Origin of the sequence: Aquiflexum gelatinilyticum, from assembly GCF_024741135.1 — a bacterium.
GTDB classification, from domain to species: domain Bacteria; phylum Bacteroidota; class Bacteroidia; order Cytophagales; family Cyclobacteriaceae; genus Cognataquiflexum; species Cognataquiflexum gelatinilyticum.
This window is the reverse complement of record NZ_JANSUY010000001.1, coordinates 537864-563202: the sequence shown is the minus strand read 5'-3', so window position 1 is coordinate 563202 and position 25339 is coordinate 537864. Positions and strand designations below refer to the sequence as shown.

Here is a 25339-nt window from a genome sequence, read left to right as displayed (position 1 = left end):
TTCTAGGTTAAGCTAACCGCCGACATTTGCGCCATGCCTTTTTCAGTCAAGTATTTTTCAAAAACACGGAAAATCCCTTCCAAATAAATAGGTTTCATGGATTCAAAACTTTTTCCTGAATCATACAAAGAATATGACACCATCCATGTGGTAAACAGATTGACGTACTGAAACCGAAAAACTGCAAACTCTTTGGGTTCAAGAATTTTTTTTTCCAACAAACCTATGCTTACTAATGTATTTGCCAAGTTCTCTAATCTGGTTTGACGGTGGAGCCATGTTTTCAGCAACTGACCCATCATGACTGATTGGGATTGGTGCATTACTGAAAAAAACAAAATTACTGAACGATGTTTGTATTGAATATCCATCACCTCAGAAAAAAAAGCGGTCAATTTACTGAAATCCAATTCAGGACCAAATTGAAATCTGGAAGTCATTTCATTCAGTTCATTCTCATACTGTTCGGAAAGGCCAACAAACAGGTGTTCTTTGGTAGGAAAGTGGTTGGTGATTCCGCCTGAGGTGATTCCTATTTTCTTTGATATCGCACTTAAGGTTAAAAAAATACCTTCTTCATTAAAGATTTTTCTTGCCTCATCCAGTATAGATTCTTTTGTTTTTTTTCCTTTGGTAACCTTTCGTCCCATCTTAAGATTTTTCAATGTGGAAGCAAAAATATAACAAATTGCCAACCTTATCCTCAAATCCTTTCATTACAACTTTTTAGTTTTTTTGAGCGGAGTAATTAAGCAAATTCAATTCAGATTCTCGGGGCGGATTGTTCTAATTTAGGAATTTTCGGCTTTTCAGGCAAGTAATTTTCAAACAAATAATATCTCTTGGCTTTCATTTAAAAACTCAAAAATGCGGATTTAAAAATTAGGGAAAATAGGCATTTTTTAAACCCTGATAGCCAAAACCACATCCGCCTCCTAAAGACTCATTTTCCTTCATAGAATATTCCTGTTGGGTGATAAAAGTCATAAAATGGCGGATATGGTTTTTGTAAATTTAATAGTTGGGTTAAAGCAAATTTATTGAAAATATACCATGGTAAAAATCAAGAAAAACATCGCCATCAGTGATTCGGGATTTGTTTTTGATCCTGGTTCGGGAGACTCCTATTCACTGAATCCCAGCGGTTTGGAAATTGTCCAAATGATCAAATTGGGAAAAGACTTTAGCGCAATTTTGGAGGCTGTCACCGAGAAGTATGAGGTGGACAGCGACAGTTTTGAAAGGTACTACTATGACTTTATAGCCACCTTGGCCCAGCTTCACCTCACCGAACCAGATGGAAAAGATTAAACTCACCATCGCCCTCTCCGGACTCAACAACATCGACAGCCCGGGTCCCGGGATTCCCGTGGTCAGGGGCTTGAGGGATTCGAAGGAAATTGATGCGAGAATCATCGGCTTGGTATACGACAACCTCGAGCCAGGTCCCTACATGCACGACTTGGTGGACAAATCCTACAAAGTCCCTTATCCTTCTGATGGAGTAGAGCCATTTTTGGAAAGGATTCGCTACATCCATCAAGTAGAAAAAATCGATGTCCTGATCCCCAATTTTGATTCGGAGCTATTCACTTTTATGAAATCTGAAAAAATCCTGAGGGAAATGGGCATACGCACTTTTCTCCCAACCCTGCAGCAATTCGAAGAAAGACACAAATCCAACCTTCCGGAATACGGCAAAAAGTATGGCGTCAATGTTCCCTTCAGCGCGCCGATCACGAGTGTTGAGGACTTCAGGAAAATGCAGGACAAGTTTGAGTTTCCGGTCGTAGTCAAAGGAAAGTTCTATGATGCCTACATCGCCTATGACATGGATCAGGTAGCGTTGTATTTCAATAAAATTGCTGCCAAATGGGGTCTTCCCATCGTCATCCAGGAATTTGTCCGGGGTACGGAAGTCAACGTGATTGCTTTGGGGGATGGCAAGGGCAATACGATAGGTGCAGTTCCCATGCGCAAAACTTATATCACGGACAAAGGAAAAGCTTGGGGTGGGATCACTTTGGAAGACCCGACCATGATGGACCTCACCTACAAAATCATCTCCCAGACCAAATGGCGTGGGGGCATGGAACTCGAGCTTATCCGGACCACCAAGAACGAACTCTACATGATAGAAATCAACCCGAGACTTCCAGCTTGGGTCTACCTCGCCGTGGCAGCGGGCCAAAATCTACCTGAGGCCTTGGTCAAATTGGCCATGGACATTCAGGTCGCACCTTTTACCAAATACGATATCGGCAAAATGTTTATCCGCTACTCATTTGACCTGATTGTTGAATTAAATGAATTTGAAAAGTTGTCCACCAAAGGGGAACTCTGAATCAATAAGACTTAAAAACCCATGACAAAGCTAGCTTTTGAAAGACCGATTATACAGCGGATCAATGCCGGTTTGCCAAGCAAATACGGCATGTCGCACCGCTTGGAACCGCTCAGCCACATCGATGGCACACCGATCAAGGACCTGATCGGGGAATTTGGTTCTCCGCTATTTGTCCTCTCTGAATCCACGATCCGCAAAACCTACAAGGAAGCCCACCGTGCCTTCAGCAGCCGATACCCCAATGTGCAGTTTGCCTGGTCATACAAAACCAATTACCTCAATGCCGTCTGCAATGTCTTCCATCAGGAGGGCGCATGGGCGGAGGTGGTCTCCGGATTTGAATATGACAAAGCGATCGCCAACGGGGTTCCGGGTGAACTTATCCTCTTCAATGGCCCTGACAAAAGCACTGAAGACCTGCAAAAAGCCATCAGGAACAATTCCCTGATCCATATCGATCACTTTGATGAGCTGTATGAAATCATCCACCTCAGCAAGGAAATGACCGAGCGGCCCAAAGTCGCCATCCGTGTCAACATGGATACTGGCATCTATCCCAAATGGGACCGGTTTGGATTCAATTATGAAAACGGGGAAGCATGGGATGCACTCAACAGGATCATGGCCAATAAAAACCTTGACCTGATGGGACTGCATACCCACATCGGTACCTACATGATGAGCGTCGACGCTTATAGGATTGCCGCAGGCAAATTGGCGGACCTCGCCATCAAACTGGAGCGGAAGCATGGCCATGTCCTCAAATACATCGACATGGGCGGGGGTTTTGCTTCCAAAAACACGCTCCGTGGCGCCTACTATCCGGGTACGGATACAGCACCTTCTTTTGATGATTTTGCAGAGGCCATTACCTCAGTACTCATGAGCTCCGACATCAAGCCCGACCATCTTCCAATGCTGATCCTCGAAACGGGCAGGGCCATGATCGATGATGCCGGCTACCTTGTCGGCACGGTCATCGCCAACAAGAGACTGGCCGACGGAAGAAGGGCCACCATCCTGGATGCAGGGGTAAACCTGCTCTTTACCGCTTTTTGGTATGAGCATGACGTCAGGCCTGTACAACCGGTATCCGACCAAACTGAAGACACGACCCTGTACGGTCCACTCTGCATGAACATCGATGTCATCCGTGGCAATGTGATGTTTCCCCTCCTCAAAAAAGGTGACCAATATGTGATCAAAAGAGTGGGCGCTTACAACAATACCCAATGGATGCAATTCATCACCCTCCGGCCAAATGTGGTCATGCTCGACAGCAAAGGCAATCCCCATCTGATCCGAAAAAGAGAGGTGCTCGAGACCATCAATTCTCAGGAAGTGATGCCCGAGCACCTGAAGCAATTCAAACTCTAAAAGTTTCCTTAAAAAGCCAAATCAGCTTCCATGAAAAAGTTTGAATGGTTAGGTCAGTCCCTGTTCAACAGTTATGCGCAGGTATTTTTCTCCAACAACAAATGGTTTGGGATCATCCTGCTATTCATCACTTTCGTGGATTTATATGTTGGGTTCTTTGGGCTGACAGCGGTCTTGGCGGCTTTGTTGACTGCCTTTTTTATCGGACTGTATGAGCCAAACATCCGTCAGGGATATTATGGATTCAATGCCCTCCTTGTCGGGGTGGGACTTGGAATTTACTTTGAGCCCGGAGTCTTACTCTTTGTTCTAATATTGATAGCAGGGATTTTGACTGTCTTTATTGCTGTGACGATGGAAGGGGTTTTGGGCAAATATGGCCTCCCCTACCTGAGTATCCCTTTTATCCTTGTTTTTTGGATGGTCAGGCTCGCCACGCGGGAGTTTGGGGAATTGGGACTGAGTGAAAGAGGGGTTTATGTCCTCAATGACCTCTACCTCTTAGGAGGCAGATCTCTCGTCAACATGTACGAATGGTGGAACCAACTCCCCATGCCGCTTTCCCTCAAAGCCTATTTCCTTTCCCTTGGAGCCATATTTTTCCAGAGCAATGTCTTTGCAGGAGTTCTCGCTGCCTTGGGAACATTGATTTATTCCCGTATCGCCTTTACACTCTCTCTGTGGGGATTTTACCTCGCCTATGTCTTTTACCTGCTATTAGGAATTCCATTTTCCGAAGTTTCCTTCAGCTATATCGGATTCAATTACATCCTGACAGCCATTGCTCTAGGCGGCTATTTCATCATCCCGAGCCGCAGTTCTTACCTTGGTCTCATCGCCATCATCCCCGTGGTCACGATTTTGGGCATTGCCCTGCAGCAGGTTTTCAACCTGATTTACCTACCCATCCATTCTTTTCCATTCAACCTCGCAACCCTAACTTTCCTCTATGCGCTGAAGTTCCGGGTGGACAACAGGATCGGTCTCAGCACGATCTTTTGGCAGCAAAACTCTCCCGAAAAAAATCTTTACAGTTTTAGTAATTTTCATAAAAGGTTTGGGGAAGACAGCCCAGTGCCCATTTACCTTCCTTTCTTTGGCGAATGGACTGTCACCCAAGGACACAACGGCGCCTATACCCACAAAGACGCCTGGCGATATGCATGGGATTTTGAAATCAAGGATGAACAAAACAAGACTTTCAAGGACGAAGGGGATTTCCCTACAGATTATTACTGCTTTGACAAAAACATCCTCGCTCCTGCCGACGGGACGGTGGAAGCCGTGGTCAACGACATTCCCGACAATTCCATTGGGGCAAACAACCTAGAGAAAAACTGGGGAAACACCATCATCATCAAGCATGCTGACTTCCTTTACAGCAAACTGAGCCACCTCAAACAGGGTTCCATCCTACCCAAACCCGGAGACAAGGTCAAAAAAGGAGAAGTAATCGGGAAGTGCGGCAACTCCGGAAATTCACCTTATCCCCACCTCCACTTTCAGATCCAGGCGACGCCGTATATCGGCTCCAAAACGATCGACTACCGGATTACCGATGTGTGGATGAGGGTCAAGGGCGAAGAAAAGCTGATGTCCACCACCAATCCCAAAATAGATGCTGTGGTCAGTTCGCTTATGCCTGAAAATGACCTGAAGAAAGCTTTCTCCTTTGTGGTCGGCAACAGACTCCACTTTGAAACCCAAGACGGAAATCGGCATGAATGGGAAGTCAAAAGGGACTATAGCCTCAACAAATACCTCGAATGCCAACAAACAGGTTCCAAAGCCTACTTCAAACTCGATGAGGCGATGCTTCACTTCACACACTTTGAGGGAGATAGGAAATCCCTTCTCTACGCCTTCTATCTCTCTGCCTTTAAGGTGAGCTTCGGCTTTACTGATGGACTCAAGCTTAAAGATAGATTTCCTGTTCACATGGTTTTCAATATCAACACCATCTTCCTTCAGGATTTTATCGCCCCTTTTTACCAATACCTCAAAGGGGAATTTACCCTGACCTATCCTGAAAAAAACAAAGGATTTTCCTCAAAACCCCTTTCTCTCAAAGGCCATATCCTCAAAAAATCATGGGGAAAAACCTTGGCTGTTTCGGAGTTTGAATTTGTATTGGACGGCGGCGGACTCAGGACATTCAGATTTAAAAACAACAAAAACCAAATTCTGGCAACATGTATTTACGACAGTTAATGCCCGGAATCATTTTGCTTTTGGTCTGTACTTCTTTGGCACATGCCCAACAGCAAAAAAGCCTCTCCCAAGTGGATGCTGAGACCTATTCCCTTTTCCAAAAAAAGGAATGGCAAGGCCTCATCAAGGAAGGCAATGAAGCGCTTCAGGACGGCATCGACTATTACTACCTGCGGGTCAGGATGGGGATTGCCTATTATGAAACCGGCAATTACCATTTGGCTTCGACACATTTCGAAAAGGCAATCAAAATGAACAGAAGTGAAGAGTACCTTCAGGAATACCTTTTCTATGCCTACCTCTTAGCGGGAAGGTCCGCGGAAGCAAAAATCGTTGCAGCAGATTTTTCTCCTGCTATGAAGCAAAAGATAAAAATCGGCACTGTCAAATTCATCGAAAAGCTCGATCTCGCCTACAACTATACAGGCCTTTCCGACCAAAATGTGACAGATGGATTTACCGCTTCCCTTAGCCCCGATTTGGAAGGAAGTCAGTTTATCCCAAACCAGCACCACTATTTCTACGCAGGTCTTCAGCATGGATTCAGTCCAAGGCTGACACTGTATCACGGTATTTCGGCCCTTCAGGTAAGCCACCTGCTTTACAGCCAATCCGAAGGAGAAATCCTGCTTAACAGGGATTATCAATCCAGTCTGTTTCAATATTACGCAGCTGCCAATGTGCTTTTGGCAAAAGGACTCAGCCTGATGGGCGGACTTCATTACATCAATATCAACTACTCCCTTCCGGTCCAAAGTCAGGTGGGTCAAGATCCCAATGTGATTACCCAAGAAATAAACCAAACCGACACCGACATGGTGTACTTTGGCTCGCTTTACAAGAGATGGTCCTTTGTTACCCTAGGAGCATCCTATAATTACGGCACCCTAGCCAATGCACGGCAGGACCAAAAGGACCTCAAACTCATCCTCTATCCCAAGGGAAACCTGAATCTCTACACAGTTTCGGTTTTGTCCCACCAAAGACAGCAAACCGCCACGCAGCCGACGACCAACCGCTTCGTCTTTGAACAGCAAATCGGAACCAAGTTCAACGACAACCTGTGGCTGGAAGCATATGGCAGTTTTGGTGAAATGGAAAACTTCCTGCTCAATGACGGCATAGTCGTTTTCAACAGGCTGGACAAAATCACCCAAAGAATCGGTGCTAGAGCCATTATCCTCCCCAATCCCCGATGGAGCATTACCCTGGATTATACCCTCTTCACCAACCAAAGTGAATTCAAAACAGGAGGGTCCGAATCTGAACCCCTCAACTTACAGGAATACAACATTCAATCCCTAACCGGCATCTTATCATGGAGATTTTAGCAAAACAACCAAGACCCAAAACCAATTGGATCCTAAAAACAGAAATTCTTGTTTTGGCATTTCTGATCGCACTCCTCACTGCATTCAATGCGCAGGCACAGGACAAGGTCACCGAGGCATTTCGAGAGAGCTACTCCCTCGAAAAATCCCAAAACTTCAATGCTGCCATTGACAAATTGATGGCAGTCTATCAGGCGGATTCCTACGAACTCAACCTCAGGTTGGGTTGGCTGCACTACCAGGCTTCCAAGCTTGATCAAGCCACAGGATATTACAATAAGGCGGTTGCCCTGAAACCTTACGCCATCGAACCCAAGCTTGGCCTGGTTCTCCCGCTCTCCGTACAGGGCAAATGGGACGAAATCCTCGATATCTACCGCCAAATCCTACAGACTGATCCACAAAACAGTCTTGTCAATTACCGCGTGGGATTAATCTACTACAACCGTGCGGATTTTGCCAAGGCTGATCCCTTCCTTGAGAAAGTCGTCAACCTCTATCCCTTCGACTATGACGGACTGCTGCTCCTAGCTTGGAACAAACTCAGCTTGCAGAAATCCAGGGAAGCCAAGGTCCTGTTCCAAAAAGTACTGCTGAACAATCCCGGTGACGAATCCGCCTTGGAAGGACTGAAGCTGATCAAATAATATTTCTTACTCCGACATCCATTTTCCATGTAAATGATTCTGTCTATGATTACCAAAAAACAAATCATACTTTCCCTACTGCCTGCTTTGCTGTGGGTCGTCATTCTCTTCTATTTCAATCAGGAAAAAAAGAAAGAAATCCATATTCCTCTTCAAAATACCAAACAGAACCTAGATGGCATGGTCTTGATGGACCGGTATTGCTTTACCTGTCATCATCCCGAAATGACAGGAGGACCTGCCTCAAGAACAGGACCGCCGATGTTCAAAGTACGGGAACATTATTTCAGGGAAGGGATTTCGAGGGAGGATTTTGTCGATCCTATTATTGCCTATGTACAGCATCCCGATCAGGACAAATCCAAAATGCCCGGAGCCATCCGGAACTTTAGGTTGATGCCTCCCCTGTCCATTGACCAAAAGGACTTGGCCATCATCGTCAATTACATCTATGACCACGACCTTTCCTCCCAAGAATGGATTTCGGAATGGAGAGAGTTTAAAAAAACAGACTGATCAATGTTAAAATAAATCCGGAGTATCGGAAAAAAAATAGCTTACAAAATCAACCTTAGACCAATTCTGATTGGTCTCAAAGGAGAGCTCGGATCTTTTTCAAACACATTTTTTTCGCCAAAAAAAACAGGAAATCCCTGCAATGGGACAGGAGAATTATAGGTATTGATCATTAAAAATGAGGAAATTGAAAATCCAATACCACCAAACATAATCAACCTTGGCATGAACTTTTAAAAATCAGACATCAATCCACAATGAATTTGATCATTTCAAAGCGCTCTCCCACTTGAACCTCAAGGATATTGATTCCTTTAGGCAAATTGCTCACAAGTCCTGAAAGCACCTCGTTCATTTCCCCTTCACTCGAGACAAAGTATTCTTCAGTACCTCCAAAAGTATTGATGATCCTAAACCGTATAGATATCTCCTTGCCGGGCAAGATTTCCCCTAATCTCACCATAAGCTTAATCCCATTGTTGGGATTGGGATAGAGGTACCAACTCGAGAAGCTTTTGTGAAGACTTAAAGGAGTGACAGTCATGAGTTTTCCATAAGAATGCCTTCCATTTGCATCCACCTGTCTAATCCTGTAATAGAGCTTGTCTCCTGTCATGGGATAATCCTTATCCTCAAAGCTATAATCGGCTTGTTCATTGGACCAACCTGCTCCTTTGACAATTCCGATCTGAACAAAATCTTCGATCCCCTTTACAGACCTTTCTATCTCAAAATGGCTGTTCTCCCACTCTGCTGTAGTAACCCAATTTAACCTGACAGTGTTGCTTTCTTCTAGATACAACAATTCTTCTTCCAACAGTTTGATCGGTAACTTCCGGAAACACCAATCCCCTGTAAATTCATCCCAATCCTCCTCGGCCGAAATCAAAGTATATCCCGCTGTACAGCCTCCGACGGCAGTAGTAGGCAGCGCTACTTCTGTTCCACATTTAAAAATCTTTGCAGATCCTGACGTCTTCGTAAAACTCTGATTGTCAAACTGAGATCCTGCAAACATCCGCATCCATGAATCGCCCAATACTGTCATTGATTTGATTTGGGTTGTCCCGTAAATGTCAAACAGAGCAGATCCAGCTAATTCCAAAGACACAAGGTTCAAAGCTCCTCCTGGCTCCACGAGGAGATAGGAATCTCCCTTGATATTGATTCCGGAGCATACATTGGAACTTCCGCTTCCTTTGACTACAAGGGCATTCTTTGAAGCGATTGCTGTCGGCGTAGTCCCAGAGTTTCCGGCATCGAGATTAAGCTGCATGACTTCAAAAGTTCCCTCGACGATCACCTTATTGCTGTTTCCGTTGGTAAACGAAAGTGTACCGCCTATCCTTAAGGTAGCTTGTGGATCTACCTGAAAAAGTATCCCTTCATATTGGTTAGTTGATGGATTGAGGACATTGGTTACTTCTAAGGTTGTCCCGTCTCCCAGATTCAGATTGGCCTGCTTTTCATAGTAAATATTTCCGTCAATGTTGATTTGGGCCGCACCTGTACCTGAAGCATGGAGAAAAGTCAATACACCACGCTCCAATAGGTAAACATGCCTTGGGATATTGAGGCTGACCCCCTCCGCAAGGGTAATGTTATAGGCCGGACCCAAAAAAGCAAAATCAAATCCGGGGTCAAGGGTAAGGTGCTCATTGATGATCACATTTACAGTACAATTGTTTTTGATGGAATTGTATCCGGGCAAAGAGGCAGAGGAAACCAAAGGAGGATAGGTGCTACCGGAATTGAACGAACAGCCAACGATGTTCACTTTGTCCCAACAATTGCCATCAGTCCAGGAATTGGAACATCCTGTCTTGGTAGGATTGTAGGTGTAAGTCTGTCCAAGCAAAGGACTAGAAACGAACAACAGTAATAGCGTAATATAGGAGATAGATAAGCCTTTCATTGGAATCGGGTGATTAACGCAATAAGAAGGTACTTACAAAATACTTTTTTCAGATTTACAAATACAAAATGATGTATCTATTGAACTTTACTTATATTTCATGATACAATATCAATAAAATATCAATAGACAGCAAGATATTTCTGATTTAAGAAATAATGGAAGTAGACAATTACTGAAGAAAAAACTCAATAAAAGGGGGCTTGAAATTAGAAGAAGGAATCCAAAAAGCTTAAAGAAATTGACCAATTCGGTTGACTAAAAGACCCTGTCCCACAAAGATTCAAACCTTAAACTCCCGCAAAGACACAAAGCCACAAAGAAAAACCTAAAACCCTGGAAGAAAAACCATCGCGTCCCTTGCGAAACCTTCGGGTCCATCGCGGTTAAAAAAAATTTACCTCACACCAAGCCGCAAAATAAAAATCTGAATCTTCCATATTTGTGTAACCCCCCTCGTAAATCGTAATTCGTAAATCAAAATTCAAACATCCCAACCAATAAACCATTAACCAAATAACCCCTAACCAATTAACCATTAACCAAATAATCAATCCGGCCTAAACTTCATCTGAATTACTCTCAAAAAATTCCTCAGAATCTGATCCTTGAGCAGGCGGTATTGGTCTTGCGTAGGTTTGCGGAAAAAAGCACTCAGTTCATGCTTACTGATATTGACATTTACCTTGGCTAATATCTCGAGGATCTCTTCATCTTTCATATTCAAGGCAATCTTGAGCTTTTGGAAGATCATGTTATTAGTCAGGGTCTTCTCTGCCACCGGCTCCACGCCTTCCCGCTTGCCACGGCGGTCGATGATCAGGCCATTTAGAAAATACGCCAAGTCCTTGTCAAATATGCCTTTGTAGTCGGGGTCTTCCTCTCGCTTCAGCCAATTACTCACCTCAGCCCTTGTGACGATCTTGCCGCCCAAGCCAAAAAGCGCAATCATCTTGTCATCTCCAAAATCAAAAGTATAACGCAGGCTACGGAGGATATCGTTGTTGGTCATTTTCTTTAATTATTAATTCAAAATTAAGAATTCAGAATTCATATACGGGTAAAGATGATGGATTGGAGGAAGTTTTCCAATCCATTTTAAAACATTAACCTGCCAAATTCACTTCTTACAATATGTGGCAACTTGTCTTTTTCTTGGTATTTTACTTTTATTCGAATCCCTTTATGAAAAAAGATACTTTATTATTTGATTTTGGGGTAGGAAAGGATTTCGGAAATTGGTCCATCGTCAACGATGGTGTCATGGGTGGACTTTCCCAATCCAAAGCGAGTCTGGAAACAGACGCACTACTTTTTACAGGAAATGTTTCCCTTGAAAACAATGGCGGATTCGTTTCCCTTCGCAGTCCATTGGGTAGCTACGACCTTTCGTCTTACGGGTATTGTGAAATCCGTTTCAAATCAGATACCCAAAGGAAGTTTGAGGTGTTGATTGAAAAAGACACTCCATTTTACCTTCCAAAATTCAGGGTAAAGTTTGGTGCCAAAGGTAAGGATTGGGAAACCGTCACCATCCCGCTTCGGGATTTTGAAATCAGCAGAATGGGTACCACCATCCAAAAGGGCATAGAACCCGAGGTCTTAAAAGAAATTCAGCGGATTGGGTTTATTTTGGCTGACAAGCAGGAAGGTACTTTCTATTTGTGGATCGATTACCTTAAGTTCTATTGATTTTCTGATCATTTCAGGAGGGGTTTACCCTTCTTCGCCTTAAGCTCCGGTGTGCGTAAATCTGCGATATCTGCGGGAGAAAATGAATCCTTTTTTCTCTGTGCCCTCTGTGTGGTCTGTGTTAAAATTAAAGACCCTTTGCGACCATTGCGAAACCTCCGCGTCCATTGCGGTAATTAAACATTCATTTGGAAAAACACCCCATTTGGGACATATTTACCCTTTCATACTACTTCCATTACTAACCATCACAACATTAAAATGACCAATTCCTATTTCAAAAAATACGCAGCCCTCCTAGGCTGTGTATTACTGACTGGATTTTTTGGCAATACTGCCCTTTTTGCCCAGCAGACCATCATGCTGAAAGACCTCTCCGCTTTCAAACCCAACAACGGTACATGGCAGATGGCAGGCGATGTCTCGGGCGACCCGAACCAAGATAACTTCCTTAAAGTCTCCAAAGGTGAGGCCATCATCGTCAACCTCCCCACCAAAAAGAACAACGGACAAGATCTCATCTCCATCGAGGAATTCGGAGACATCGACCTCGAGCTTGAGGTCATGGTGGCTACCCATTCCAACTCCGGCGTATACCTCATGGGCCAATACGAAATTCAGGTCCTTGACAGTTGGACCAAATTGACAGCCAAACCAGGAGACATGGGCGGCGTCTACGAGCGTTGGGATGACAGCAAGCCCGAGGGACAAAAAGGCTATGAAGGCTATGCCCCAAGGCAGAATGTAGCCCGAGCACCGGGAATCTGGCAGCAGCTTCGAGTTTCCTTCCAAGCCCCTAGATTCAATGCTCAGGGAGAGAAAACCCAAAATGCGAAGTTTCTCTACATCCAACTCAATGGCGTGACCATTCACGAAAACCTAGAACTCTTCGGTCCTACCCGCGGTTCACTGATGCCCAACGACATTGCCAAAGGTCCGCTGCGGATCCAAGGCGACCATGGTGCGGTGGCTTTCCGCAATATCGAAATCACGAGATTTGATACACCGGTGCCTACCCTTTCTGACCTGAAGTATGAGACTTACAAAGGATTCTTTAACCAAGAACCTGATTTTTCAAAAATTGATGTGGCATCAGTAGGTATCATCAAAGACATCAAAGACCCAATCCAAACCCCGACAGGGCAGAACCTGACCCGGTATATGGGAAATTTAAACGTTCCCGAAACAGGTGAATATACATTCCATTTTCTTGTTTCTTCAGGTACCGGTCAGCTTACCATCGACGGCAAAAAAGTCACAGGGATGGGCGAAGAATACCAAAGGGCAAATGTCTCCCTGACCAAAGGAACAGTTCCTGTTCAGATACTTGTCTCCAAGACCAAAGACTGGTCCGACACGGGACTTGACCTTTATGTATCAGGACCGGGTCTGCGCGAAATGCCTTTGTCCACAAGTGCCACAAGACAGCAATGGATGGTAGACCCGATCCTCGTCGACCAACAGGATGTGCCAATGCTGAGGAGCTTTATGGATCTGCCTGACGGCAAAAGAATCACGCATGCTTTGTCTGTTTCCAGTCCGCAGCAGGTACATTACTCTTATGACCTGAGCAAAGGCAATCTATTTCAGGTATGGAGAGGTGGTTTCCTAGATGCCACGCCTATGTGGAATGATCGTGGAAACGGCGCATCCGTTCCACTCGGAGTAGTCGTATTCATCGGCAATCCTGAAAAGAACCTTCAGGGAATAGAATTCCAGTCTAACAATCAAAACTTTGATACGCAAGGTTACCAAACTAAAAACGGGGGTGTGGAGTTTCTTTATGACATGCAGGGGATTGCCTTCAAGGACTTTATCATCAGCAGGGCTGACGGCAAGGGATTGGACAGGACACTTTCCGCCAGCGGAGGCACGGCCAACAAGCAATATGCGATCGCAGAAGGTGCAGACATCAAGCTGATCAAAGACGGATTGTATTGGGTAACGGACAAAGGCTTCTACATCCAGGTAGACCCCAAGTCAGCCAACAAACCAGTAATCCAAAGCAGCGGTGACAAGCAGCAGCTTTTGGTTTCTCTAAATTCCCAAATCCAATATGCCATCTTATTTTAACTTATTGACATTTAGAATATGAAGACCTTTCATTCAACATATATTACTGTCTTGGCACTCGGAATTTTGGGATTGTTTTCCCGTCCGGCCATGGCACAGGAGTCTCCATTAGAGGAGGATTATTACAAAATCATGAAGGTAAGTAGTCCGGAAGGAACGCTCCTTGAGGTAGGCGGATTGGCTTTGATGCCAAATGGTAACCTTGGCGTGGCGACTAGGCGGGGGGATATTTTCATCGTAGAAAATCCCACAAGCCCAAGACCTTTCTTCCGAAAATTTGCTTCAGGACTCCACGAAATCCTCGGATTGACCTATCAGGACGGTTCATGGATCTGTGCCCAAAGGGGTGAACTCACCAAAGTCACCGACACAGACAAGGACGGCTACGCAGACAAATACGAGACGATCTATGCTTGGGACATCTCCGGGCATTACCATGAATATAGTTTTGGACCCAAAGTCAGCACCGATGGAAATTACTTTGTTTCCGGCAATGTGGCCTTTGGCAATGAAGAATGGTGGAGAGGTGAAAGCCGCGTGCCGTACAGAGGTTGGGTGATGAAAATCTCCCCTGATGGCAAAATGGAGCCTTGGGCTACAGGCATGCGCTCTCCCGCAGGACTAGGCATCATAGACGGAGAATTATTTTACACTGACAACCAGGGTGATTACATGGCTTCAGGTGGTTTGTGGCATCTGGAAAAAGGAGATTTTACCGGACACCCTGCAGGCTTGGCCTGGACAGGATTGGCAGGACCTCCCTTTAAGCTGACTGCCGAGCAATTTGACGCAGTAGTAGATCCAAGGAAAATCAAAAACACTTACGGCCGCTATATCAAGCCCGAAAATGTGGTCGATGAGGAATTCATCACACTTTTTGAGGCCAAAGAAAAAATCCCATCCATCAAGCTTCCGGCAGTTTGGTTGCCACATGGCATCCACGGCATCTCCAACTCAGAGCCTCTGCAGATCCCAAAAGGACATTTGGGGCCATTCGAAGGTCAGGTCCTCGTAGGAGATCAGGGTCAGAGCAAGATCATGCGTGTCATGTTGGAGAAAGTCAACGGACAATACCAAGGTGCATCCATTGACTTCCGTGCAGGCTTCCAATCCGGTGTGATGCGGATTGCGTTCGGAGCGGACAAGTCGCTTTTTGTAGGCGAAACCAACAGAGGCTGGGGTTCCGCAGGCGAAGCCAATGAAGGCTTGCAGCGTATGGTATGGAACAATGAAATCCCTTTCGAAATGAGAACCGTCAAGGCCATGCCTGATGGTTTTGAGATAGAATTTACCAAGCCTGTCAATATCAATTCAGCAGAGGACTTGGCTTCCTATGCCGTTCAGAGCTTTACCTACAAATACCATCCGGTCTATGGAAGTCCTCCTGTCAATATTCAGGATAATGTCATCTCGGGAGTAAAGGTATCGGCTGATCGCATGAAAGTAAGGATTGTAGTCGATGGCTTAAGAAGGTATCACATCCACAAAATATCCTTGGATGGCGTCCGGGAGAGTATCGAATCCCATTCGCTGGTTCATGGTACGGCATATTACACACTGAACAATATTCCCGAAGGGGCAAAGTTGGCAGTGGATGAACTCAGTAAGTACAACTCCGTAGCCGAGAAAGCAAAACAGGAAGCTGAAGCAGCGAAGAAAGCCGCCGCTTCTCCAAAGAAAGCACCTGTTGCAATTGCCGCCAAACCGGTAGCAGCGGCCAATGAAGTTCCTTCACTTGAGGTTATCAATGCCTTGCTTGCTAAAAATACCTGTACCGCCTGCCACAATGCCACCAAGCGACAAGTTGGTCCAGCTTATGCAGAAATAGCCAAAAGGAAATATTCCAATGAGAAAATCGTGGAACTGATCTACAACCCAAAACCAGAGAATTGGCCGGATTATGCCACGCCGATGGCAGCGATGCCTCAGGTTCCAAGAGAGGAAGCTTTGAAGATTGCGGCTTGGATCAATTCGTTAGCAAAGTGATTTAATTGTTCTAGTGGTTGTATTTGTTGTCATGGTTCTCTGTTTCGCGTTGTCAGGTTGTCGGGTTTTCGAGTCCGTCACCCTGAAACACGAAGGGTGGTCCCTGAGCGAAGTCGAAGGGTCTCTAGGGGATTGGTTCTAATTGTTCTAGTGGTTGTAATAGTTGTATGCTTCGTCTTATCAGGTTTTCAGTTTTCTGATAATCTGCTTCGCATTGACGATTGAATCTCGACTGATCACTGCCTGCTGAGACTGGCGACTTCCTAGAAACTTGATACTTTTCATTCTCGCTTCTCGGTTCTCGCCTCTCGTCTCTCGTCTCTCACTTCTTGAAACTTGGTTCTTTATACTTGATATAATTCTCCTTTTTATTCTAATCAAATCTTGGCAAATTTGAATCTGACAGAAAAAGACTCCTCTTTTGGAAAAGCTAATTGACCAACATAACAGGATCCACAATTACCTCCGGATATCGCTGACCGATAGCTGTAACTTCCGTTGCGCCTATTGCATGCCCAATGAGGAAATCGAGTGCCTGCCCAATTCCAAACTCATGTCCACCTTAGAGATTGAACAGATCGCCAAGACTTTTGTGGACCTCGGAGTTAAGAAAATCAGGTTGACAGGTGGCGAACCTTTGGTCAGAAAAGAGTTTCCTGATATTGTACAGCGGCTTTCCAAGTTACCGGTAGAACTCACCATGACCACCAACGGTGTTTTGGTGCACAAGCATTTGCAGCTTTTTAAGGATGCCGGAATCCGTTCCCTCAATGTCAGTCTTGACACCCTGAATCCCGAAACATTCTTCAAACTAACCAAAAGAAACCAATTCCAACAGGTTTGGGATAACATCCTTCTGTTACTTGAGCATGGTTTCCGAGTCAAGGTCAACGCCGTAGCTCTCAATGGAATCATTGAAGATGAACTCTTGGACTTTGTAAGGATCACTGAAAAACTTCCACTTCACGTCCGTTTCATCGAGTTTATGCCTTTTTCGGGCAACCATTGGAAAAGTGAAAAAGTCATCACCGCCAAGCAGATGCTCGAGGTGGTGCAGGCCGAAATGGAGGTCGTCAAACTGCAGGATCAGGTCCATGATACAGCCAAAAAATATAAAGTGGTAGGTTATGAGGGGACTTTTGCCTTTATCACCACGATGAGTGAACACTTCTGCGGCGACTGTAACAGGATGCGGATTACGGCAGACGGCAAGATGAAGAATTGCCTTTTTGGCAAAGAGGAAATGGACCTATTGGGGACGCTTCGCAAAGGTGAGGACATCTTGCCCCTGATCAGGCTTTCCATTTTCCGCAAACATGCCATGCTCGGAGGACAGTTTTCACCTGATTACCTCAAAGCCGAAGCAGACAAAATCGAAAACCGCAGCATGATCAAAATCGGCGGTTAGCCTTTATCTATGATTTCAGTAAGCGAAGCAAAAAAAATCCTCAACGACCACCTGATTCTCGGCAAAAGAATTTTTGTTGACCTTGGCGCTGCCAACGGTTTGGTATTGGCGGAGGATATTTTCTCCCCTATAGATATTCCTTCTTTTGACAATTCAGCCATGGATGGCTATGCCATTTTTTGGCAGGAAGGCAATCCTTTAAGACAGCTCCGTCCGATCTCCAAAAGCAAAGCCGGAGATATGGAGGTGTTGACTTTGGATCAAAATGAGGCCATCCGCATTTTTACCGGCGCTCCTGTCCCTGCCGGCGCGGACACGGTTATTCCTCAAGAGTGGGTAAAGATAGAAAACGGACAATTGGTATTTGATCCTGAGAAATTCAGAAAAGGAGCCAACTTCCGGGCAAAAGGAGCCCAAAACAAATCCGGAGACCTCATTGCAAAAAAAGGCAGCCCAATTACACCTGGAATGGTAGGCTTATTGGCGTCGGTCGGAATGGAAAAAATCCACGTTTACAGCCCTCCTGCTGTTGGGATAATCCTTACAGGCGATGAATTGGAGGAAATCGGAAAACCTTTGGAGTTTGGGAAAATCTACAACGCCAATGGACCCATCCTCGAATCTTACCTCCATCAGCTTGGAATCCATGCTATCCAAATCGGCAAAGCCATCGATGACCCTGAAAAACTGCAGGAAAAAATCAATGACTATTTAGGAAAATATGACATCCTGATCCTTTCGGGAGGCATTTCTGTGGGTGAATATGATTATGTCAAAGAGGGATTGCGGAAGGCTGGAGTCAAAGAACTTTTCTATAAAGTGAGGCAAAAGCCTGGAAAACCGCTTTTTGTCGGGCAACGTGAAAACCAATGGGTTTTTGCCTTGCCGGGAAATCCAGCTTCTACCCTAACCTGTTTTCAGCAATATGTAAAACCTTGTCTCGAAGCGTGGATAGGAAAATCAGAGGTATGGAAACCAAGTGGCTATTTCCCTTTGGCAGAAGATTTTGATAAAAATGCCAACCTCACTTTTTTCCTCAAAGCAAAACTCGAGGATGGAAAAGTAATCGTCCTGCCCGGTCAGGAATCCTTTAACCTTATTTCTTATGGATCTGCTAACTGCATTGCCGAAGTCGGAGAAGAAGTGCAGTTTTTAGAGAAAGGTTCCAAAGTCAATATCTATGAATGGTAAAATATGGCAGATGGATTGAATGAATTTATACTCTACCTCATACTTCCCATCGTGGCTTTTTTGTATGCCTCCGTGGGTCATGGCGGTGCTAGCAGCTACTTGATGGTCTTGGCCTTGTTGAACTTTGCCCCTGAGCAAATCCGTCCCACAGCTTTGATCATGAATATGTTTGTCTCGCTGATGGCATTTCTTTCCTTTCGGAAGGCAAGCACTTTCCCGACTTCCCTGTTTATCTCATTGGTCATTTTCTCGATACCTGCTGCATATTTTGGTGGAAGTATATTGGTGGATACCGTTTTGTACAAAAGGATTTTGGGGGTATTGTTGTTTTTCCCCATCCTGAGATTTTTGAATGTATTCCCTATTTCAGACCGTCCTTCCATGGAAAGACAGTGGTGGATGGGACCAGTCTTGGGTTTGGTAATTGGCTTCTTTTCCGGTTTGATCGGCATAGGAGGCGGAATCATCCTTTCTCCGATTTTGCTGATGTTGGGTTGGACCAATATGAAAGAAACCGCCGCCGTTTCAGCGCTGTTTATCTTCTTCAATTCCGTTTCCGGGTTCCTTGGAGCAGATGGTTTTCAGGTGGAGATTGATCGGCAACTTTGGATTGTAATGCCGCTAACAATTGCCGGCGGTGCTTTGGGGGCTTATCTTGGCGCAAAGAAATTCCATCCCATCATGATCAAATACCTCCTTACCGTGGTTTTGTTTATTGCAGCAGTAAAGTTGATCTGGCCAGACTGAAAATCTAATTATTCCAAATCTAATATGTAAATTAGAACCTATGACAATTACAAAAATCCGTGTGGTTGCATTCGGAATGATTGCCGAAAAAATCAAAACCAACCTATTGGAATTGGAATACATGCAGGACACAGAGGTTTTATTAGGCTATCTCTACCAACAATACCCCGACCTTCAGCATACCAAGTTTAGCATTGCAATCAACAAAAAAATGGCAGTCGGAAAGACAGCCATTCCTGTAGGTGCTGAAGTGGCGTTGCTACCTCCTTTTTCAGGAGGTTAATAAAAAGATGATATGGACCGCTTTGAAAGACAATACATATTGCCCGGATTTGGAAAAGAAGCGCAGCACAAGCTGGAGCAGGCGAAGGTATTGGTCATCGGTGCAGGCGGTTTGGGTTGCCCGGTATTACTATACCTCGCTGCCGCAGGTGTCGGAACCATAGGCATTGTGGACGGAGATGTGGTATCATTATCCAACCTAAACAGACAAGTACTCTTTGGAGAGGGAGATTTGGGACTATACAAAGCTGAAACTGCCGCCCATTTTCTCAAAGCAAAATACCACGATATCAAGATCAACTGCATCCCGGAATTCATCACCACGCAAAACATCAAGGCGATATTTTCCAAATACGACCTGATCATTGACGGTTCGGACAATTTTCCCACAAGATACCTCGTCAATGATGCCTGCGTCCTTATGGGAAAACCCCTGGTGTTTGGGGCAGTTTACCAAAACGAGGGGCAGGTTGCAATCTTGAATGGAAACGGCCAAAACAGCATCAATTACCGTGATATTTTCCCCGATCCTCCTACTGCCTACGAAATTCCCAACTGCAATGAAACCGGAGTCTTGGGGGTTTTGCCTGGAATAATTGGGACCTTACAGGCAGCAGAAACTATAAAATATCTGACAGGATACGGGGAAACCTTGGTGGACAAGATGCTGTTTTACAATCTGCTCAGCCATCAAGCCTATACAATGGAACTGAGCAAAAATCAGGATTCAAAGAAAGGGATTCCTTCCTCGATGGAAGCTTTGGAGGCAACAGATTATGCCGTAGTTTGTGGAGATGGTGACTCTATTGATTGGGAAGAAGCTTTTGCCTTATTGAATAAATTCCCCGGAGGAACACTCGTTGATGTCAGGGAAGCGGATGAATTCCCAAAACTGAAAGGATTTAAATATCAATCTGTGCCCTTGGACCTGATAGATGAAAAGCACCAAGAATGGCTCAATTCGGAATTGATCTTGTTGTTTTGCCAAAGCGGAGTCCGAAGTTTGAAGGCAGTAAAAATGTTGGAAAAGCATTTTCCAGGAAAAAAGATACATTCAATATCAGGAGGCATTGAAGCCCCTGATTCACCGATTTATAAATAAGTACATGGAAACCAAAAGAAGCCCAAAAAACATCTTTGTTCAGGGACCTATTTCCCCAGAATCCATCGCCAAGTCCATCGCCAACCACAGTTCCAAAACAGATATCGGCGGACACAGCATCTTTCTCGGACAAGTAAGGGCAGATGAAAAAGAAGGCGGAAAAGTCACTGCGATTGAGTATACAGCATATGAAGAAATGGCGTTGGAAAAGGCCTTTGAGATCAGGGAAGCTATATTTGCCAAATACCCTTTGAGCTGCATGCATATCTACCACAGTCTCGGAGAGGTAAAAGCCGGTGAAATCTGCCTCTTTGTATTCACTTCATCCAAGCACCGCAAAGCTGCCATAGATGCCTGCGAAGAATTGGTGGAAAGGATCAAAAAAGAAGTTCCTGTCTGGGGAAAAGAACTGATAGACAACGACGGCTCGGTCTGGAAGGAGAATGTTTGAAGGGTTTTAGTTGTTGTAGTTGTTGTAGTTGTGATAATGGTTGTAATAGTTGTCGGGTTGTATGCTTCGCGTTGTCCGGTTGTCGAAATTGGTTATTTGGTTATTTTATTAACTGATTTCCAAACCATTACCTGAAACCAGTCGAATTGTAATTGTTGAAGGCTTGGGTCCTTCGCGTTGTAATTTTTGATGCTTAGGCTTCATACCTCACTCCAAAATCTCGGCTCTCGCTTCCCGCTTCTTAAAACCTAACCACTGCCAACTGCCACTGCCAACTATGACTCCAGAATCTCGCTTCTCGGCTCTCGTTTCTCGCTTCTGTTTACTTGATACTAAAATCTTGATACTCTAAAAAATGGTCGACATTACCCACAAATCTCCCTCTCTCCGCAAAGCCATTGCACAGGCAATTGTCTCAGTGAGTTCACAGGAAACCATCGATGCCATCGTTCAGCGGAAGGTACCAAAAGGTGATGTCTTTGAAATGGCGAAGACAGCGGGACTTTTTGCTGCCAAACGCACTTCGGATATGATCCCGGATTGTCATCCCCTGCCGATAGAATTCACTGCCATAAGCTATCAAATTGAAGGATTGGATGTCCACATCCATGCGGAGATCCATACCATCTACAAAACCGGGGTGGAAGTCGAAGCCATGCATGCTGCCTCTGTCGTGGCCCTGACGATGTACGACATGCTCAAACCTATTGACAAGGGCATCAGCATCAATCAAATCAAATTGCTGGAAAAGAAAGGCGGCAAGACGGATTTTGCCAAAAAAGAAAATCAAGGACTCAAAGCTGCCGTGGTGGTCTGTTCGGATACAATATCCAAGGGAACCAAAGAGGACATGGCAGGAAAGACCATTATCGAAAAGTTGGAAAAACAAGGTGTCATCATTGGAGACTATATGGTGATTCCTGACGAGACAGCTATCATTCAGGAAAAATTAAAGCAGTATTCTGCCGAGGGTATGAATTTGGTGATTTTTACCGGAGGCACAGGTTTGTCGCCAAGAGATGTGACACCTGAAGCCATCAAGCCGCTTTTGGAAAAAGAAGTACCGGGCATCGAGGAGGCAATCCGTGCCTATGGACAACAGCGGACTCCCTATTCCATGTTGTCTAGAAGTGTGGCGGGATTGATTGGAGACACTTTGGTGTTGGCATTACCCGGTTCGACAAAAGGAGCTGCCGAGTCCATGGATGCAATTTTCCCTGCTGTTCTTCATATTTTCAAGGTCATGGAAGGGGCAAGACATGACGGATAAAAAATCTAAATAAAAAAAGAGGGGAATTATTTTCCCCATTTTTTTATTCGAAAAGGTCTGATTGTATACTTTATTGGGTAATTACCACTTTTTCTAAAGGATTTGTTTTTTCTTGCTGAAATTCAATTTCAATTTTAGCGTCAATGTTTAAGCTATGTCCGTTTTCTTCTGCTTCCTCCATGATTTCAAGCATTTTTTGCATGCTTTCTTTAAGTTCAAGGATCCTAGCTTGGGAGCGAGCGTCTTTTTCACCGTATTTCAATTCAGAATTGAAGCTTTTGATCTGATGAAATCTGATCTTAAAATCGAGCAGGTTTCTCAAAATATCTTTTGCCTCTTCGGTTTCAAATTCCCCTTTGATCAAAGTAATGTTCTTATTCCTGCTCATTTTTGTAACGTTTAAGGTCTGATTCTTTTGACATTACAAAATTGCGAAGAACAATTCATTAGTAAATATTTATATTTATAATCTTATATATAAAATTTATTTATGAAAAAATCATTTAAACCCACAATTCAGTAAAGTATAAAAGGATAAATCACACCCCACATTTATCGCAACCTGGACCGGATTGGGATTTTTTTGGTTTTCGTATAAAAGTCCTGAAAACCCAAGTTCCCAAAACCAAGGCAAACAATCCGAAAACAACAAGTTCCTGCCACATAATTAAGAGAAAATCTGATAAGTGATAAATGCTGCCAAATACGCAATTCCGGTCATGACCACAGTCTGAAGGATAGGCCATTTCCAGCTTTTAGTTTCCCGGTAGACGACTGCCAAGGTACTCATGCATTGCATCGCAAAGGCATAGAAAACCATTAGTGAAAATCCAGTTGCCTTATCAAAAACCTTTTCTCCGGTATCTGAATGGACTTCTTTTACAAGTTTTTCACGAATGGTCAGCTCGTTTTCGACATCTCCTCCAATACTGTATATCGTTGCAATCGTTCCGACGAAAACTTCCCTTGCTGCAAAGGATGTCAACAAAGCAATCCCGATTTTCCAGTCATATCCCAAGGGTCTGATTGCAGGTTCTATGGCTTTGCCCATGATTCCGATAAAGGAAGTCTCGAGTTTTTTGGAGGCATAGATCTCCTCCACAGTGGGCCATCCCGCTTCGGGAGTATTTTCCAAGATTGCTGTTTTTTCATTTTCAAGCGCTTCCATTTTTCCAGAAGGGCCATAGCTCGCCAAAACCCAAAGCACAATAGATATGGATAAAATTACCTTACCTGCTTCCAACACAAAAATCTTGGATTTGTTGAACATGGTGAGCAGGACTGTCTTCCATCTCGGCAACCTGTAAATCGGCAATTCGGTAAGCAGATAGCTCTTTTCTTTTGTCTTTAAAATAAACTTCAAGGCCAAAGCTCCCAATAAAGTAAACAACACCCCCAACAGGTACATGGCCAATAATCCCACTGCCTGAAGGCTGACGCCCATCCAAAGGGTATCAGGAACAGTCAAGCCAATCAAAATAATGTAGACAGGAAGCCTTGCTGAACAACTCATCCAAGGAGTCACCAAAATGGTGATTAGTCTTTCTTTGGAATTGCTGATATTCCTTGCCGCCATGATACCGGGAATGGCACAGGCCATACCGGAGATCAATGGTACGACACTTTTGCCATGAAGGCCAAAAGGACGCATCAACCTGTCCATCAAAAAAACAACCCGAGACAGGTATCCCGTATCTTCCAAAATGGCCAAAAATCCAAAGAGCATGGCAATCTGCGGAATGAAAATCACAACACCACCTATGCCGGGGACAATCCCCTCTGCCAGCAAATCCGTCAAAACTCCCGCGGGAAGATTTTCATAAATCCATCCACTCAGTCCCGCAAATCCCACATCAATCAAATCCATCGGAAAAGACGCCCAAGCAAAAATCGCCTGAAATATCAAAAGCATGATTCCAAGAAAAATAACAAAGCCAAAAACAGGACTCAGGAAAACATTGTCTAAAGAAATCGTCACATTGCTGGATTTGACTTTGTCCCTTGAAACAGCCTTTTTTAATATTTCCGATATTTTCACATACCTCGCCTCTGTTTCCCGGACTTGCTGCTTTTTGCTATCAAAGTCAAAAACATTGGATTTTTCATTCAGCCAATCTTTGTCTGCGATGGAAAGGGTCTTGTCAAATTCGCCGAAAACCAACAATTGAAATGCCTGATAGGAATTTTCAAAACCAAACCTTTGCTTTACTTGATTGAGCAGTTCCGGATTGGCAAAATCCGCTGAAACCAATAGCGGTTTGGGTGATTCAAATTTTTCTTCAGACATCACCTGACGGATGGAATCCATCCCTTCATTGTTTCTTGCATCTGTCAAAACCAAGGGTACACCCAAGGATTTATATAATTCAAAAGTCTTGATGTGTATGCCTTTTTTGTGGGCCAGGTCTTTCATGTTCACCACAAAAGCCATCGGAATACCCAAATCCATCACCTGTGTACCAAGCAACAAGCTCCGCTCCAAATTACAGGCATCAAGGATAACCAATGCAAAATCAGGTTTTTCTTGACCCAAACCATTCAGAACCCTGTGCGCAATGACCTCATCTTCTGACTTTGGGTAAAGACTGTAAGTACCAGGTAGGTCAATCAGGTTAAACTCTTTCTCTCCAATGCGGATAAAACCAACCGTCTTGTCCACAGTTACTCCGGGATAGTTTCCTATTTTTTGGTTCAATCCTGTCAGCTGATTGAAAATACTGGATTTTCCCACATTGGGATTACCGATAATTGCGATGGTTTTTGTTTGGGTGGCAAGGGTAGTTTCCATTCAGC

General features: G+C 44.4%; 22 protein-coding genes. 17 read left to right on the top strand and 5 right to left on the bottom strand.

The features are described from left to right. Positions 1-2 precede the first annotated feature (2 nt). Entirely contained in the window at positions 3-650 is a 648-nt protein-coding gene (locus NU887_RS02345; RefSeq protein ID WP_258421746.1) for a TetR/AcrR family transcriptional regulator, read from the bottom strand. Positions 651-1053: 403 nt separating this feature from the next. Between NU887_RS02345 and NU887_RS02340 the strand changes: the two genes are divergently transcribed. The 7 genes from NU887_RS02340 to NU887_RS02310 are packed head-to-tail and all read left to right on the top strand — an operon-like array spanning position 1054 to position 8429. After that, positions 1054-1311 (top strand): HPr-rel-A system PqqD family peptide chaperone, encoded by a 258-nt coding sequence (locus tag NU887_RS02340; RefSeq protein ID WP_258421745.1) that lies wholly within the window; start codon positions 1054-1056, stop codon positions 1309-1311. Further along, complete coding sequence (locus NU887_RS02335; RefSeq protein ID WP_258421744.1) at positions 1298-2344, top strand: ATP-grasp domain-containing protein; 1047 nt, start codon at positions 1298-1300, stop codon at positions 2342-2344. The genes NU887_RS02340 and NU887_RS02335 overlap by 14 nt, the downstream gene beginning before the upstream one ends. A gap of 21 nt (positions 2345-2365) precedes the next feature. Next, positions 2366-3724, top strand: a complete 1359-nt coding sequence (locus NU887_RS02330) for an alanine racemase (protein WP_258421743.1) — start codon at positions 2366-2368, stop codon at positions 3722-3724. Between the two features lie 30 nt (positions 3725-3754). Then, positions 3755-5935, top strand: coding sequence for an urea transporter (locus tag NU887_RS02325; protein WP_258421742.1), 2181 nt, complete (start codon positions 3755-3757; stop codon positions 5933-5935). After that, positions 5917-7266, top strand: coding sequence for a tetratricopeptide repeat protein (locus NU887_RS02320; protein ID WP_258421741.1), 1350 nt, complete (start codon positions 5917-5919; stop codon positions 7264-7266). Before NU887_RS02325 ends, NU887_RS02320 begins: the two co-directional genes overlap by 19 nt. Next, positions 7254-7913: a tetratricopeptide repeat protein gene (locus NU887_RS02315; protein ID WP_258421740.1), complete on the top strand. Its 660-nt coding sequence runs from the start codon at positions 7254-7256 to the stop codon at positions 7911-7913. The genes NU887_RS02320 and NU887_RS02315 overlap by 13 nt, the downstream gene beginning before the upstream one ends. Positions 7914-7958: 45 nt before the next feature. Further along, positions 7959-8429 carry a hypothetical protein gene (locus tag NU887_RS02310; RefSeq protein WP_258421739.1) on the top strand — a complete coding sequence of 157 codons (471 nt, stop codon included), beginning with the start codon at positions 7959-7961 and terminating at the stop codon, positions 8427-8429. Positions 8430-8676: 247 nt separating this feature from the next. Here the strand turns inward: NU887_RS02310 and NU887_RS02305 are convergent, their stop codons facing one another. Both NU887_RS02305 and NU887_RS02300 read right to left on the bottom strand, forming a co-directional pair. After that, on the bottom strand, positions 8677-10344 hold the full coding sequence (locus tag NU887_RS02305; protein ID WP_258421738.1) for a T9SS type A sorting domain-containing protein: 1668 nt from the start codon (positions 10342-10344) through the stop codon (positions 8677-8679). Between the two features lie 550 nt (positions 10345-10894). After that, entirely contained in the window at positions 10895-11356 is a 462-nt protein-coding gene (locus tag NU887_RS02300; RefSeq protein WP_258421737.1) for a YehS family protein, read from the bottom strand. Positions 11357-11529: 173 nt separating this feature from the next. Here NU887_RS02300 and NU887_RS02295 point away from each other — a divergent pair, with 173 nt between their 5' ends. The 10 genes from NU887_RS02295 to moaCB all read left to right on the top strand — a co-directional run bounded on the left by NU887_RS02295 (position 11530) and on the right by moaCB (position 22546). After that, positions 11530-12036, top strand: coding sequence for a CIA30 family protein (locus NU887_RS02295; protein ID WP_258421736.1), 507 nt, complete (start codon positions 11530-11532; stop codon positions 12034-12036). 261 nt (positions 12037-12297) lie between these two features. Continuing rightward, positions 12298-14109, top strand: a complete 1812-nt coding sequence (locus tag NU887_RS02290; protein WP_258421735.1) for a 3-keto-alpha-glucoside-1,2-lyase-like domain-containing protein — start codon at positions 12298-12300, stop codon at positions 14107-14109. 18 nt (positions 14110-14127) lie between these two features. Next, on the top strand, positions 14128-16095 hold the full coding sequence (locus NU887_RS02285) for a c-type cytochrome (RefSeq protein WP_258421734.1): 1968 nt from the start codon (positions 14128-14130) through the stop codon (positions 16093-16095). A gap of 421 nt (positions 16096-16516) precedes the next feature. After that, the gene (moaA, locus tag NU887_RS02280) at positions 16517-17503 is read left to right on the top strand and encodes a GTP 3',8-cyclase MoaA (RefSeq protein ID WP_258421733.1); all 987 of its coding nucleotides are present in this window, start codon (positions 16517-16519) and stop codon (positions 17501-17503) included. A gap of 9 nt (positions 17504-17512) precedes the next feature. Further along, complete coding sequence (locus NU887_RS02275; RefSeq protein ID WP_258421732.1) at positions 17513-18694, top strand: molybdopterin molybdotransferase MoeA; 1182 nt, start codon at positions 17513-17515, stop codon at positions 18692-18694. A 3-nt stretch (positions 18695-18697) separates the two neighbouring features. Then, positions 18698-19441, top strand: coding sequence for a sulfite exporter TauE/SafE family protein (locus NU887_RS02270; protein ID WP_258421731.1), 744 nt, complete (start codon positions 18698-18700; stop codon positions 19439-19441). A gap of 40 nt (positions 19442-19481) precedes the next feature. Next, positions 19482-19724, top strand: coding sequence for a MoaD/ThiS family protein (locus tag NU887_RS02265; protein ID WP_258421730.1), 243 nt, complete (start codon positions 19482-19484; stop codon positions 19722-19724). A gap of 12 nt (positions 19725-19736) precedes the next feature. Continuing rightward, the gene (locus tag NU887_RS02260) at positions 19737-20825 is read left to right on the top strand and encodes a HesA/MoeB/ThiF family protein (protein WP_258421729.1); all 1089 of its coding nucleotides are present in this window, start codon (positions 19737-19739) and stop codon (positions 20823-20825) included. A 4-nt stretch (positions 20826-20829) separates the two neighbouring features. Then, positions 20830-21276 (top strand): molybdenum cofactor biosynthesis protein MoaE, encoded by a 447-nt coding sequence (locus NU887_RS02255; RefSeq protein WP_258421728.1) that lies wholly within the window; start codon positions 20830-20832, stop codon positions 21274-21276. Positions 21277-21631: 355 nt separating this feature from the next. Beyond that, positions 21632-22546, top strand: coding sequence for a bifunctional molybdenum cofactor biosynthesis protein MoaC/MoaB (gene moaCB, locus NU887_RS02250; protein WP_258421727.1), 915 nt, complete (start codon positions 21632-21634; stop codon positions 22544-22546). Between the two features lie 70 nt (positions 22547-22616). Here moaCB and NU887_RS02245 read toward each other — a convergent pair whose 3' ends face one another. Both NU887_RS02245 and feoB read right to left on the bottom strand, forming a co-directional pair. Beyond that, a complete protein-coding gene (locus NU887_RS02245) occupies positions 22617-22934 on the bottom strand; it encodes a hypothetical protein (protein ID WP_258421726.1) in 318 nt (105 codons plus the stop codon). 279 nt (positions 22935-23213) lie between these two features. Beyond that, a complete protein-coding gene (gene feoB, locus NU887_RS02240; protein ID WP_258421725.1) occupies positions 23214-25334 on the bottom strand; it encodes a ferrous iron transport protein B in 2121 nt (706 codons plus the stop codon). Positions 25335-25339: the final 5 nt, after the last annotated feature.